The sequence below is a fragment of the Candidatus Nitrosopumilus koreensis AR1 genome, from assembly GCF_000299365.1.
Lineage (GTDB): Archaea > Thermoproteota > Nitrososphaeria > Nitrososphaerales > Nitrosopumilaceae > Nitrosopumilus > Nitrosopumilus koreensis.
On record NC_018655.1, the window covers coordinates 1,199,893 to 1,213,358 of the forward strand.

Here is a 13,466-nt window from a genome sequence, read left to right on the forward strand (position 1 = left end):
TTTAGTATTCAAAGGTTTTAACCAAGGATACAAAAAATTACAATATGACAATTAGATATGAAGCTAATCCTCCTAAAATTTTACCTAATGTAGATACAGACGAATCGATAAAGAAATTCATTGAGAAGATAAAAAGTATTTCAAAAAAATGTGACGCAATTCATCTTACAGAAAATGTGTTAGGATATCAAAGAGTATCTCCATTAGACGTAGGAAAAATAATAAGAAAAGAAATTCCAGATTTGCCAATAACAGTCAGTCTTAGAGTTAGAGATAAGACCGAAGAAGAAATTTCACAGTTTGTAGAAAAATGTATTGATATTAGTTTTTCAGGAATTCTGGTTTTGATGGGAGACCCCTCACAAACAGGTAAAACCGATTCAGGTCAAATTCCAAGTTTGACTGTAAAAAAATTAAGAGAAAAGAACATTGATTCAAAAATTGATTTGTACCTTTCAGTATCAAACAAACCAAATTTTTCAAAACTTGAAAAGAAACTTAATGCAAAACCAAAAGGATTCATGACTCAAGTGGTACAAAACATACAGCAAGTACAAGACTTATCAGATAACCTAAAAGAATTTTCAGTTATTCCAATCATATTATTTCCCTCACAAAAAAATGAAAAATCTGCAAAGTTTTTGAATTTGGATTTAGAGTCATATAGTCAAGGATTTGAAGAATTGTTAAAAAAATCACATAAAATTACAGGGGATATTCTAATTACATCTCCAAATGATTTTACAGGATTAAACGAGTTTTTGAGTAAAATAACTTTCTAAAGTACAAAGTATTGTGCTTTAGGATGATGCACCACCATTGCTGCAGTAGATTGTTCAGGAATTATTTGACCTGATTCGGTTAATTCCATTCCAGATTTTTCAGGTTCCAAGAGTTTCCATACCAAATTATGTTGCATTACATCAGGACAACTAGGAAAACCCCAAGAGTATCTCAATCCACCTTTATCTAAATTCAATTCAGATTTTATTTTTCGATTAATCCATTCAGCTAGTGCTTCTGCAACTTCAACTGCCAATCCATGAAGATAGTATGCATCAGTGTATTTGTCTTCTTGATTCCATTGTTCAATAATATCTGCAACTTTGTTTCCAACTGTGACTGCCTGAAATGCAACAACATCATCATCACCAAAATAATCAGTTAAACACAAGTGTTCAGGTTTAGTAGAACGAGGAAAATCAAATTCTACATCATCACCATGAGGATTATCTACAAGTAATTTTCCATCTTTGTTATGGCATTTGAAATATCCATAAACCACTTCAGGTTCAAATAATTTTTCTCGAATAATTCTAATCTTCCATTGGTTAAGCAGTTGTTCATGATCTGCTTCTGATTCAGAACCTGCTTTACCCCTAAGACCCCAAGAAAGTTTGAAGAGTGATTTTTTATCAATTAATTGCCATACTTCGTCCATCTTTATTTGATCTGATTTTAGACGAATTGGTTCACCGATAATTTTTGGAGTAGGGGCAGACACAGGTTTTATTTCACTTTTTGGAAGACTAGCAGGATCAACTTTTGCAGTGGATTTTTCTTTCCAGTTTTCTAATTTCTCCTTCCATTGTGATAAGAGTTTTGGTTTTTCATCAGAAATCAGAGCATCCATTGTTTTTAGTCCTTCAAACATTGTATTACAGTAAAAAACTCCGGACTCGTAGATTCCATCTTCTTTTGCAATTCGATTAATGTAATTGCTGTTAATTGCTGCACCTCCACAAAGAATTGGGATGTTCATTTTGTTTTTTCTGGCATGCTCTACAAAGAATTGCATTTGTTTTGAAGTAGAAACTAACAATGCAGAAAGACCAACAGCATCAGGATTTACTTCGTCGATTTTTTCAATGAATTTTTGTAATGGAACCTGTTTTCCAAGATCATAAACTGTGTAACCATTATTTTGGAAGATAGTTTTTACCAAATTCTTTCCAATGTCATGGACATCACCATATACAGTACCTAAAACAAGCTTGCCTTTGCTTGATCCCTCTTCTTTGACAAGATACTTTTCCAATTCTCCAACCGATGCTTTCATGCATTCGGCAGATTTTAAAACAAATGGAAGAATTAATTCTCCTGCACCAAACTTGTCACCTACCTCTTTCATAGCAGGGAGTAAATCCTCATTAAGAGTTCTAATTGCACCATCATGTGTTACTTCTGGAGGGGCATCAAGTGAAAGTACACCATCAGTATTCTTTAGAATGTCATTTTTTCCAACTTTGTCGGCAATAGCAGAAACAACATCATTTTCAATTCCATCCTTTAGTCTGTTGACGATTCTAAAATGAGCTTTCTTTCCTGCAGGCCATGAAGGATCAACATCTACTTTTTTAGATGCAGTACTGGCTTGTGGACCTACATTTTCAAAATATGTAATTAATTCAGATAATGCATTAGGATGGGTATTGAAAATTAGGTCTTCTGCAAGTTTTTTTTCTTTTTCATCTATTTCCCCATAGGGTATGATTTCTTTTGCATTAACGATTGCAGTATCAAGTCCAGATTTTATTGCATGATGTAAGAATACGGAATTGAGGATTTTTCTAGCATAGGGTACCAGTCCAAAACTAATGTTGCTCAGACCTAATGTAGTAAATGAATTAGGGAATTTTTCTTTTACAAGTCTGATTCCTTCAAGAGTATTTTTTCCTGCATCAAGAAATTCATCTTCACCAGTTGCAAGGGTAAATGTCAGCACATCAAAAATGAACTGTTCAATTTTTAATCCATATTTTTTACCAGTTTCAAAAAGTAATTCTGCAGTTTCTAATTTTTGTTGAGGTGTTTTTGCCATGCCATCAGGTCCAATGCACAATGCAATTGCAGGCAAACCATATTTTGCCATAATTGGCGCAAGTTTTTCAAATCTACTTCCATCACCTTCAAGATTAATAGAATTAATGATGGGTCTTCCGGGAATTTGTTGTACAGATGCTTCAATTACATCAGGATCAGTTGAGTCAATAACAAGAGGAGCATCTACTTCTAAGCTTAATCGCTTTACCAGATTCAACATGAATTCTTTTTCATCAGCACGTTCAGTTGTTGCAACACATACATCAAGACAGTGTGCACCATCTTCTACTTGTGTTCTACCCAAATCAACAAGTCCATCATAATCATCAGCAAGGACCATTTGTTTTGCCTTACGAGAACCTTGGGTGTTTATCCTCTCACCAATAATCAATGGAGGAGGAATTTGTTTTAGGTCAACTGCCTTTAATGCAGAACTTACTCTAGGAATGGTCAATAGTGTAAAATCATCTCGGTTTTTCTAAATACTTAACCCTCTATAGAGTTGGCTTTTTCGTCAATTACTTTTCTTAGAACTTTGATGTGTTCAGGATTTGTCCCACAACAACCTCCGATAATTCGGACTTTTTTGTATTGTTTAAGAAAATCACCTAATGCATCACCCATTTTTTCAGGAGTCATCTTGTAAACTGCTTGTCCACCTTCATTTTCAGGCATGCCAGCATTTGGAACCACCAAAATATTATGTTCATTTTGTTCATCAAGCCATCTGACACTAGGGGTCATCTCAATTGGTCCAGTAGAGCAATTCATTCCAAATATGTCAATTCCCATATCAGAAACCGTTGTGTATGCAGCTTGAATGTTAGTGCCTAACAGCATTTTACCATATTGATCTAACGTAGTGTTTGCAATTATTGGAACTTTCATTCCAATTTTTTTCATCGCATTATGACATGCCTCTATTACTAATTTTACTTCCAAAATATCCTGACTTGTTTCAATAAGTAATGCATCCACACCGCCAAGAATCAACCCTTCTGCTTGTAGTTCAAATGCTTCTCTAATTTCATCAAGAGGTTTCTGTCCTAAATCAGGATCATTTGAACTTGGTAAAAATCCAGAGGGTCCCATCGAACCAATTACATATCGTGGTCTGTCAGAATATTCTTGACAGACTTCAAATGCAAGTTGTGCAATTTTTTTATTAAAATCAACTGTTTGATCACCAAATCCATATTCATCGAGTTTAATTTTATTAGAACCAAAAGAGTTTGTCTCAATGCAATCAGCTCCGGCATCCAAATAACGTTTATGGATTTCTTTTATCCATTCAGGGTGAGTTAGCACTAAACCGTCATTGAATCCATCTTGATTATTTGGAAAGTCTTCAGGTTTTGGATTAAATTTTTGAATTTCAGTTCCCATCGCACCATCAAAAAGTAAAACTCTGTTTTGTAGTGCATCCAAAAATGATTCTTTTTGAGTCAATTTAATTCCAAAAAGATTTGGCACAGTTTAACTCTTTTCAGAAAAATCCACAAACAAGAGCAATAATGACATGTATGTTGAAATTAGGCCACATGTGATTTTTTTGTACATTTATGCAAAAACTCCAAATAAACAATCTAGTACGTAGTGCAACCTTTTTTCAACATGCAGGAATCTCAATTATCTTTGTATTCATGCCTATCATTGCAAAAGGCGTCACAGATTCTATTTTTGAGATAGGGCTTTTGGTAGCTTCATTTAGTTTTGCTCAAATTTTATCTGAAATCTATTTTGGAAGACATTCAGACAAGAAGGGAACTAGGCTCAAATTCATCAGAATTGGATTTATTGGATGTGCAGTAGCATTTGGATTACACTACTTTGCAGATGACCTTTCCATGTTTTTTCTAGTCAGAATAGCTGCAGGAATTACAAGTGGAATAATGATTCCAGCAATGATTGCATATACCTATGAAGCAAACCTGGATAAAAATAGAGCAGCTACTGTAATCTCATTTCATGCATTAGGATGGCTTGCAGGAATTGCAGCAGCAGGATTCGCAAATGATCTAAAATTAATTTTCTTGATCAGTGCCGCATCATTTGTGATAGGATTATTGTTTACAATTAAACTTCCAAATCCGGAACAAGAAAAAGAACTAAAACCTGGCACTACAAAAAGAGTCATTTCAAAAAACAAATTTCTTTTCTTATCATTATTACTAAGACACATTGGCGCAGCGGCAGTTTGGACAATTCTTCCAATAATGATTGTAGAAAGATTAGGTGGAGAACTTTACCATATATCAATTGTATATGTAGCAAATACATTGACAGCTTTTATCTTGATGAATGTAATGGCAAGCAAAATTCATCTCTCAAATGTTACTAAATTCAAAATAGGAATAGGATGTACAACATTTGTATTTGTGGGATTGTCAGTTGTTACTGAATGGTGGATGGCAATGCCATTTATGTCACTAGTGGGTGCAACATGGGCGTTTTTGTTTATTGGCGGAAATTTTCATCTAATGGAGAATAACCCACGTTCAACATCTACAGGGATTTTCAGTTCCACGTTGTCAATTGCAACTGTAGTTGGTCCAGTAATTGCAGGAAGTATTGCATTTGTATTTGACTATGTTGCAGTAATGTATTTTGCAGTTGCAATTATTGTATGTGCTTTTGCAGTGTCACTAAAAATTAAAAAATAGATTATCGCAATCCCCATCTAGACATTACTTTGTCTTCAAGTTTTTTAAAGATAATACCATCTACTGCAAGACCTATTCCCATAATTACAAGCATGATTGCTATGACTTGGGAGACATCATTTAGTGAACGTCCTGCATTAAGCAAAAATCCCAATCCTAGGAACGAAAACAGGATTTCTGCACCAATTACACCCCTCCATGCAAATGCCCATCCCTGTTTAAATCCAGAAATCATGTAAGGAAATGCCGCAGGGATTAATACTGCAGTAATAAGTTGACTTCCTTTTGCACCCATATTTCTTGCGGCTTCTATAAAGTGAGGGTTGATGTTTTTGACGCCAGTGTAGGTGTTTATGGTCACAGCAAAAATAGCGCCAATTGCAGTAACAAAGATGATTCCACCATCAGTCAAACCAAACCAAAGAATTGCAAGAGGCACCCATGCAATAGATGGGATTGATTGTAAACCTAAAACCAAAGATCCAACAGTTTGATTGATTACCTCAACTCTTGCCATAAAAATTCCTAAAACAATACCACCGCCAATCGCAATTGCCAATCCAATTGCCAATCGCCACATACTTGTCGCAATTCCATAAAACAAGCTTCCATCAACAGCACCAAAAGCCAAGTCTTCTGCCACCTCATAAGGGGATGGAAAAACATTATCTGGCCAAATTCCTGTCATTGCAGTTATTTGCCAAACAACTATGATGGCAATGTAAAAAGCAATTCTGTGAGGAGTGAAATTTTTTGCCATAATAATCACTATTTACTTTTCTTTACCTCAGGTCTTAGTTCAGACAGTAGATCTTGTTGGAATTTCAATAATGACTCATCTTCAGTTACCCTAGGTCTTGGAAAATCATTTTCAACTTCTTTTTTGATTATAGATGGGCGATTACTGAAAACTGCAACTTTTGTTCCAAGAACTGCAGCTTCAGCAACGCTATGAGTTACAAACAAGATGGTCTTCTTTGTTTTTTCCCAGATCAATTGCATTTCAACTAACAATAAATCACGGGTTTGTGCATCAAGTGCTGCAAATGGTTCATCCATAAGCAATACATCAGGATCCATTACAAGTGCTCTAGCAATAGCTACACGTTGCTTCATACCTGTTGAAAGTTGATATGTATACGAATCAGTGAATTTGGTTAATTGCATCATGTCAAGATACCTATGAGATATTTTGGCACGTTCTTCTTTTGGTATTCCTGCCATCTTTAATCCAAACTCCACATTATCTTGGACTTTGAGCCATGGAAATAGAGCACCTTCTTGAAAGACCATGATTCTTTCAGGCCCAGTTTCATTTACAGGACGGCCATCAAAGAGGATTTGGCCATCATCAGGTTTCTCCAAGCCTGCAACTATACGTAAAAATGTAGATTTACCACATCCTGAGGGTCCTATCAAACATACAAAATCACCAGATTCAACTTTGAGGTCAATACCACCTAAAGCCTTAAGCTTGTGAGAATCATGACTAAAGTACTTGACAATATTTTTTGCTTCTAATTTAGTCATCTAAGTATTGTCCTCCTCCAGAGAATTTGTATCAAAATAGTAAAAAATTCCAGACAAATCATATCCATTTCTTCCAAGATACCCTAGAGCATCTGCCTTTTCAGCAAACGAAAGAACAGAATCAGATTTAGGATCATCAGTAATTTGAATATTAGACAAAGCAACATCTACAATATTATTAGAAAGTGATTGTCCCAAGTGTGAATTAAGAAAGTTATTAAAAACAGTTCTAGTTTCCTCAGGATTATCATTAATCCAAATCATTGTTTGATGATGAGCTTTGAGAAAATTGTTTATTATGGATTTATTTTTTTCAACATAATCAGTATTTGCAATCAATAGAACAGATGCAAATTCTTTATTGGGCCAAAGTTCTTCTTCTTGGAATAAACGCTTTCCATTTAATTCAGTTTCCAAAATTGTAGCCCATGGTTCGGCAACCCACGCACCATCAATATCCCCCTTTACAAATAAAGTATAGATGTCAGGATTTGAAATATTATAAACAACAACATTTCCACCTTTCTCAGCAGGTTTTAGTTGATTTTCAGATAGATAATGACGTAATGAAACATCTTGAGTATTTCCAATTTGAGGAGCGGCAATTTTTTTTCCTGCAAAATCAGAGGCATTGTTTATTTCAGAATTAGGATGTACAATAAAACTAGCACCTCCACTTGCAGCACCTGCAAGAATCTTGACGTTGTGATTCTCAGAATTTAAAAATCCATTAATTGCAGGGCCTGGACCAACATAAGCAATATCAATAGAATTTGCAAAAATAGATTCTATCGCTTGAGGTCCACTGTCAAATACTTTGGTTTCAATTTTAGTTTCATCATCCATATTTTCTTCAAAGAACCCTTTCTCCATTCCCACAATAGGAATTGCATGACCAATGTTTGGAAAGTATGCTATGCGAAGTTTTTTTTCATGTGTAGTATCACTAGAGTTAAGAGCAATTCCCAATATAGAAAACACCACAATTACCACAATTCCTGCAGAAATTGCCGAACGAATTTTCATAAAACAGCGTTATATTTGGCGGTTAAATAATCATCGAATTTTAGCTCAAGCTAGCCAGAAATTTTTTTCTAAAAAATTTGTTCACAAGCCTATCACAAAAGATAAATTCCAAAATACGACGGAAAAGATGTTTTATGACTCAAAAAGGAATTCTTGCATTTTCTGGAGGGCTAGACACTTCAGTTGTTGTAAAATATCTACAAGACGAACATGACATGGATGTAGTTACAGTTACAGTAGATGTTGGACAAGGTGAAGATAATAAAAAAATTGCAGCAAAGGCAAAAAAATTAGGAGTAAAAAAACACTACAACATTGATGCAAGAAAAGAATTTGTCAAAGATTACATTTTCCCATCAATTAAAGCAAATGCGCTTTATCAAAAAAAGTATTGTTTAGCAACAGCTCTTGCCAGACCATTAATTGCTGAAAAAGTTTTAGAAATTGCAAAAAAAGAGAAAGTAACATCATTAGCACATGGCTGTTCAGGAAAAGGAAATGATCAAGTACGTTTTGACATCACATTACGTTCAGGTTCTGACCTACCAATCATTGCTCCAATAAGGGATAAAAATTTAGACCGAGTTACAGAATTAAAATTTGCAAAAAAACACGGAATTGAGATAGACACTGTAGCAAAAAAATTCAGCATTGATCAAAACTTGTGGGGCCGTGCAATTGAAGGTGGAGTTTTAGAAGATCCATATAATGAACCACCTGATGATGCATTCATTTGGGTAAAAACAAAAAATTTACCAGATAAACCAACATATCTAGAAATTAAATTTGAGAAAGGAATTCCTGTTGGAGTTGATGGAAAAACAATGGATGGGCAAAAATTAATTGAATACATCAACAAAAAAGCAGGCGATGCAGGAGTTGGCATTGTTGATCACATTGAAGACAGGGTTGTAGGAATAAAGTCTAGAGAAGTATACGAGACGCCAGCTGCAACTTGCTTAATTGAGGCACATTCAGATTTAGAAAAAATGGTTCACACAAAACATGAAAACAAGTTCAAATCGATAATTGATGATGAGTGGGCATATCTAGCATATTCAGGATTATGGCAAGATCCACTCAAGTCAGATTTAGATGGATTTATCGAAGAATCTCAAAAACCAGTTTCAGGAACGGTCAAGTTGAAATTGTACAAAGGAAGTTTAAGAGTAGTTGGAAGAAAGTCCAAAAACTCACTTTACAGTCATGAAATTGCCACTTATGGAACAGAATCCACATTTGATCAAAAATTAGCCAAAGGATTTGTAGAATTGTGGGGAATGCAATCAACAGAAGCTAATAAATTACAAAAGAAAAGGTCAACAAAAACATGAACTGCCCAGAATGTGACGCAACACTAAACATCCCAGACGATGCCTCAGTAGGAGAAATAGTCTCCTGTCCTGATTGTGGTGCTGACTTTGAAATCGCAAAAAAAGACGGATCAAATGTTGAGCTTAAACAAGCAGAAAGCGTAGGCGAAGACTGGGGAGAGTAATGTCAAAAGTATGTATTGTGTTTGACCGCCTAAGAGCGGAAGAAAAGATGCTGCAAAAAGAAGCAGTTGAACTAGGACACGATACAGTAATGCTAGATGCAAAGATTACTCAAGTCAATACAGATAGTAAAAAAGAAGATTTTGACTTGGGAGATATTGTTCTAGAAAGATGCGTGAGTTATTTTAGAGGATTGCATTTTACTGCTAGTCTAGAATTTATGGACGTTCCTGTTCTAAACAAATTTGATGTTGCAAGTATTTGTGGAAATAAAATGTTCATGACATTACTTTTAAAAAAATATGGAGTGCCAACACCAAAAACATATTTTTCATTTACTAGTGAAAGTGCAGCTGAAAATTTAGAGAAAGTTGGATATCCCCTAGTAATCAAACCAGTTATTGGAAGTTGGGGAAGAGGAGTCATACCAATTAAAGATAAAGATACAATGGATGCAATTTCTGAGATAAGGGATATTACAGACAGTCCACACGACAGAATTTACTATTTACAGGAATTAGTAAAAAGACCACCCAGAGATATCCGAGTAATAACCATAGGAGATGAGCCTGTTGCAGCAATGTACAGAAAATCGTCAGGAGGATTTAAGACAAATATTGCACTTGGGGCCGATCCAGAGCTTTGTGAGATCACAAAAGAGATTGGAGATATGGCAGCAAAAGCATCAAAGGCAATGGGGGGAGGAATCCTAGGAATAGATATGATGGAAGATGAAAAAAATGGCCTAGTTGTTCATGAAGTCAACAACACCGTAGAATTCAAGGGATTAGCAAGAGTTGCACAACGAAACATACCAAAAGAAATGGTAGAATTTGCTCTAAACTACGTTAGGAAATAAATTATACTCCATTACGAGGAGGTTTATCATGAAAGTAGGTGTTGTAGGAGCATCAGGATATGTCGGTGGAGAAACACTACGTCTTTTGGTCAATCACCCAGACGTTGAGATCTCCATGGTCACATCAAGACAGCATGTTGGAGAGTATCTCCATAGAGTTCAACCAAGTTTGAAGGGTTTTACCGATCTAACTTTTTCGGAATTAGATTATGATAAATTAACTGACAAATGTGATTTAGTTTTCACAGCAGTACCACATGGAACTGCTACTGAAATTGTAAAAGCATTGTATGATAGAGGTGTGAAAATTATTGATTTGAGTGCAGATTATAGATTACATGATCAAGAGGCATATGACAAATGGTACGGTTGGGAACATCCACATCCAGACTATTTGTCAAAATCTGTTTTTGGAGTACCTGAATTACACAGAGAAGAAATCAAAAAAGCACAACTTGTTTCATGTCCAGGATGCATGGCAGTAACATCAATGTTAGCGCTTGCTCCATTAATTCGAAATGACATTATCGATACAGAACACATCGTGGTAGATTCAAAAATTGGTTCTTCAGGTGCAGGGTCCGGTTCAGGAACAGCACATGCAATGAGAGCAGGGGTTATCAGACCATACAAGCCTGCAAAACATAGACACACAGGTGAAATTGAACAAGAGTTAAGCGAGATTGCTGGAAAGAAAATTCATGTTTCAATGAGTCCACATGCAGTAGATGTTGTTCGTGGAATTCTTTGTACAAATCACACATTCATGAAAAAAGATGTTGAAGAAAAAGAGTTATGGAAATTATATCGTCAAACTTATGGTGAAGAAAAATTTGTTAGATTAATTCGTGACAAAAAAGGATTATACAAATTCCCAGATCCAAAATTCTTGGTCGGTTCAAACTTTTGTGACATAGGATTTGATTTAGATGAAGATAATCACAGATTAATTGCATTATCTGCATCAGATAACTTGATGAAAGGTGCAGCAGGTTCTGCCATCCAAAACATGAACGTAATGTGTGGTTTTGATGAAATGGATGGACTAAGATATACACCATTAACTCCTGTTTAGAAATGATCACCATCAAAATTGGCGGAAGTGTTGTAGATGATTTGCACCCATCCACGATTGCAGATATAAAAAAGGTTGCAGAGTCTGAAGGAGTGATTTTAGTTCATGGTGGAGGAAAAGAAGTCACCAAGGTTTGCAAACAACTTGGAAAAGAACCAAAGTTTGTAACATCTCCTAGTGGAATTAAAAGCAGATACACAGACAAAGAAACTGCTGAGATTTTTACAATGGTAATGTCAGGTAGAATTAACAAAACAATTGTTCAGATGCTTCAAAAAAACGGTATTAATGCAATTGGACTATCAGGTGTTGATGCCAAAGTTATTGAAGCAGACAGAAAAAAGAAACTTCTCATAGTAAATGAAAAAGGCAGAAAACAGGCAATTGACGGAGGATATACGGGTAAAATTAGAGATGTTAACGCTGTTTTTATCAAATCACTCTTAGAACAAGGCCTTACACCTGTAATTTCACCTATTGCAATTAGTGAAGAATCTGAATTTCTGAATGTAGATGGAGACAGAGCAGCAGCATATGTTGCGGGTAAAGTTGGAAGTGATAAAGTATTATTCATCACAAACGTGGATGGTCTTTTAATAGATGACAAAGTTGTTCCAAAATTGACATTGGCAGAAGCAAAAGAGATCAGACCAAAAATCGGACCAGGTATGGAAAAGAAGATTTTGGCATCAACTGAAGCATTAGATATGGGAGTTAAAACAGCACTAATTGCAAATGGTCAAAAAGAAAATCCAATTTCATCTGCCATTGCTCATGATAATTGTACGGTGATTGAACATGAGTGAAGATCAGTATATGGGCAGTCTCTATCAGAGATTTCCAGTAACAGTTGAAAGAGGCAAAGGAGCCCATGTTTGGGATGTTGACGGTAAAGAATACATTGATTGTATGGGAGGATACGGAGTAGCACTAGTGGGACATCAAAACCAGAGAGTTAATGATGCAATAAAAGAACAAATTGATAAAATAATAACAGTACACAGTTCACTTTACAATAAAACAAGAGAAGAATTTTTGAAAACATTAATCGGGTTAGCTCCCAAAGGATTAACACAAGTTCACCTCAACAACAGCGGTGCAGAAGCAATTGAAGCTGCAATCAAATTTGCAAGAAAATTTACTGGCAAAAAAGGAATGGTTGCAATGAAAGGCTCATACCATGGAAAATCATTTGGCGCATTGTCTTTAACTTTTAATCCAAAATACAAAAAAGCATTTGCCCCACTTGTGGAAAAAGTTTCATTTGCATCATATGGAGATATTGAATCATTACGAGAAACAATAGACGACGACACTGCTTTCGTAATTTTAGAACCAATTCAAGGAGAAAGCGGAATCATTGTTGCGCCAGATGGATTTTTGCAAGATGTAAGAAAGCTTTGTGATGAAAAAGGAATTCTGTTAATCTTTGACGAAATACAAGCAGGTTTAGGAAGAACAGGACGATTATGGGCGTGTGATCATTGGAACACAACACCAGACATTTTGTGTTTGGCAAAAGGAATTGCAGGAGGAGTTCCAATGGGTGCAACTCTTGTAAGACCAGACATCTTAGCTGCTATGAGTAAAGGTGAACACTCATCAACTTTTGGAGGAAATCCAATATCATGTGCAGCAGGTATTGCAGCTCTTAAATCAATTACAGAAGATGGATTAATTGAAAATTCTGAAAAGATGGGGAAAATTTTCAGAGAAGGTTTAGAGAAATTAAAAGAAAAACACACAATGATTAGAGAAATTCGTGGAAAAGGACTCATGATAGGAGTAGAGATGAAGTTTGAAGTCAGAGACATTTTGATGGGATTAATCAGAGAAGGTGTTCTTATGTTATATTCTGGAAGAAATATTCTAAGAATTTTACCTCCATTAGTAATTACTGAAGAAGACATAACAAAAGTTTTACATGCTCTAGATACAATACTTACAGAAGAGGAACAAAAACGAAATGTACAAGGATAACGTAGATGAAAAAA

The 13,466-nt window shown here is 35.4% G+C and carries 13 protein-coding genes; 8 read left to right on the forward strand and 5 right to left on the reverse strand.

Annotation, left to right across the window (positions count from 1 at the left end):
- The first annotated feature begins 44 nt into the window (after nt 1-44).
- Nucleotides 45-782: a 5,10-methenyltetrahydrofolate synthetase gene (locus NKOR_RS07175; RefSeq protein ID WP_014963693.1), complete on the forward strand. Its 738-nt coding sequence runs from the start codon at nt 45-47 to the stop codon at nt 780-782.
- Here the strand turns inward: NKOR_RS07175 and NKOR_RS07180 are convergent.
- Nucleotides 779-3,277: a methionine synthase gene (locus NKOR_RS07180; protein WP_014963694.1), complete on the reverse strand. Its 2,499-nt coding sequence runs from the start codon at nt 3,275-3,277 to the stop codon at nt 779-781. The two genes, NKOR_RS07175 and NKOR_RS07180, sit on opposite strands and share 4 nt — an antisense overlap.
- Nucleotides 3,278-3,309: 32 nt before the next feature.
- Nucleotides 3,310-4,272 carry a homocysteine S-methyltransferase family protein gene (locus NKOR_RS07185; protein ID WP_026089980.1) on the reverse strand — a complete coding sequence of 321 codons (963 nt, stop codon included), beginning with the start codon at nt 4,270-4,272 and terminating at the stop codon, nt 3,310-3,312.
- Between the two features lie 113 nt (nt 4,273-4,385).
- Between NKOR_RS07185 and NKOR_RS07190 the strand changes: the two genes are divergently transcribed.
- Nucleotides 4,386-5,486 (forward strand): MFS transporter, encoded by a 1,101-nt coding sequence (locus tag NKOR_RS07190; protein WP_014963696.1) that lies wholly within the window; start codon nt 4,386-4,388, stop codon nt 5,484-5,486.
- A 1-nt stretch (nt 5,487) separates the two neighbouring features.
- Here the strand turns inward: NKOR_RS07190 and NKOR_RS07195 are convergent, their stop codons facing one another.
- From NKOR_RS07195 to NKOR_RS07205, 3 genes are read right to left on the reverse strand one after another with little or no spacing between them, the layout of a single operon-like run.
- Nucleotides 5,488-6,246, reverse strand: a complete 759-nt coding sequence (locus NKOR_RS07195; RefSeq protein ID WP_014963697.1) for an ABC transporter permease — start codon at nt 6,244-6,246, stop codon at nt 5,488-5,490.
- Between the two features lie 8 nt (nt 6,247-6,254).
- Nucleotides 6,255-7,016 (reverse strand): ABC transporter ATP-binding protein, encoded by a 762-nt coding sequence (locus NKOR_RS07200; protein WP_014963698.1) that lies wholly within the window; start codon nt 7,014-7,016, stop codon nt 6,255-6,257.
- Nucleotides 7,017-8,042: an ABC transporter substrate-binding protein gene (locus NKOR_RS07205; protein ID WP_014963699.1), complete on the reverse strand. Its 1,026-nt coding sequence runs from the start codon at nt 8,040-8,042 to the stop codon at nt 7,017-7,019.
- 134 nt (nt 8,043-8,176) lie between these two features.
- On the opposite strand from NKOR_RS07205, the gene NKOR_RS07210 reads away from it, so the two are divergent.
- Genes NKOR_RS07210 through NKOR_RS07235 form a run of 6 tightly spaced genes read left to right on the forward strand, consistent with a single transcriptional unit; the run spans nt 8,177 to nt 13,452 of the window.
- Complete coding sequence (locus NKOR_RS07210; protein WP_014963700.1) at nt 8,177-9,376, forward strand: argininosuccinate synthase; 1,200 nt, start codon at nt 8,177-8,179, stop codon at nt 9,374-9,376.
- Nucleotides 9,373-9,540, forward strand: coding sequence for an alpha-aminoadipate/glutamate carrier protein LysW (lysW/argW, locus tag NKOR_RS07215; protein WP_014963701.1), 168 nt, complete (start codon nt 9,373-9,375; stop codon nt 9,538-9,540). The genes NKOR_RS07210 and lysW/argW overlap by 4 nt, the downstream gene beginning before the upstream one ends.
- Nucleotides 9,540-10,397, forward strand: a complete 858-nt coding sequence (gene lysX / locus NKOR_RS07220) for a lysine biosynthesis protein LysX (RefSeq protein ID WP_014963702.1) — start codon at nt 9,540-9,542, stop codon at nt 10,395-10,397. Before lysW/argW ends, lysX begins: the two co-directional genes overlap by 1 nt.
- Before the next feature lie 28 nt (nt 10,398-10,425).
- Nucleotides 10,426-11,472: an N-acetyl-gamma-glutamyl-phosphate reductase gene (gene argC, locus NKOR_RS07225; protein WP_014963703.1), complete on the forward strand. Its 1,047-nt coding sequence runs from the start codon at nt 10,426-10,428 to the stop codon at nt 11,470-11,472.
- Nucleotides 11,473-11,474: 2 nt separating this feature from the next.
- A complete protein-coding gene (locus tag NKOR_RS07230) occupies nt 11,475-12,278 on the forward strand; it encodes a [LysW]-aminoadipate/[LysW]-glutamate kinase (RefSeq protein ID WP_014963704.1) in 804 nt (267 codons plus the stop codon).
- Nucleotides 12,271-13,452, forward strand: coding sequence for an aspartate aminotransferase family protein (locus tag NKOR_RS07235; protein WP_014963705.1), 1,182 nt, complete (start codon nt 12,271-12,273; stop codon nt 13,450-13,452). Before NKOR_RS07230 ends, NKOR_RS07235 begins: the two co-directional genes overlap by 8 nt.
- Nucleotides 13,453-13,466 lie beyond the last annotated feature (14 nt).